The sequence below is a fragment of the Sporolactobacillus inulinus genome, from assembly GCF_006539285.1.
Taxonomy (GTDB): Bacteria; Bacillota; Bacilli; order Bacillales; family Sporolactobacillaceae; genus Sporolactobacillus; species Sporolactobacillus inulinus.
The window spans coordinates 1-1,022 of the sequence record NZ_BJMS01000218.1; the positions used below are offsets into that span (position 1 = coordinate 1).

The 1,022-nt window shown below is 33.6% G+C and carries 1 pseudogene; it reads left to right on the forward strand.

Annotated elements, in window-relative coordinates:
• Nucleotides 1-612: 612 nt before the first annotated feature.
• A pseudogene (locus tag SIN01_RS14820) lies at nt 613-1,022 on the forward strand (hypothetical protein); the annotation flags it as partial.

Here is a 1,022-nt window from a genome sequence, read left to right on the forward strand (position 1 = left end):
CCAGCTTTAATTACTGCAACGCTAGTGAGATTTTAATCAACTCGATGTAAATAAAGAACCAAAAGTAGTATCCTTTGTGCCCGGTAATGAGTTGGCAAAACAAAGATATGAGATAATCGCTAATGACTTTGGAGATTTTTTATTAGATTTAGTTCTACAAGAAATATAGCAATTGAACCTTAATTGGCTAAAGCCTTTCAATTAAAATAATCAATTATATCAAATATTTAAACATTACCAATAATTTATTATGGTATAATCAAACTACCAAGTGAAGATGACCAGACATCCTAGTTGCTTGACAGGTGTTTATACACCATTATAAGAATCATTGCAAGTGTAATTGCATACGCAGTCATGACATCGATCACGCCTGTACATTGTAATTGTAGTATCACTTGTAATATCTTGCTGATTGAGGCAATCATTAAATCGCACCTTTCAGTTTCATTATGATAACATCCCGGAAAGGTACTTTTCCTTTTAGAAAAGTAGTCATGAAAGAGTGTGTTCTCTGGAATTGAATACATTCGAAAACCTGCAGACCTGCATTCGAATCGGTTTTCCGGCCGATAAGTGATGTGGGTCTGCCGCATTTACGGAGGGTTATTAATGCATGATTATCAAGCTGTGTTACAGGAAGCACAAAAAATATGCTTACATTACGAATGCAAGTCGTACCGGCATTTTGACCTTCCCTTAAGTAATAAGGGCAAAAAAGATCAGCTTAAACTGTTTTCAAATCCTGATTTAGTCAAAAAATATCGCCATTTACCCTTTATAAGTTTCGATATAAGGTTTAGGAAATTTAATAGAAACAAGCCCTTAGAAGAAAGGGTCTACCCTAAAGTAAGAAAAATATCCTTAGCATCACATCATGATGCTTTTTTATTAAAATATTATGCAGTTATTTTAAGCTCTTTTTATGAAAAATATGTGTACGATAAGGGAATATCCGATTCTTCATTAGCCTATCGTAAGAAAAAAACAAATGTTACTGGAGCTAAAGAAGTATTTGATGG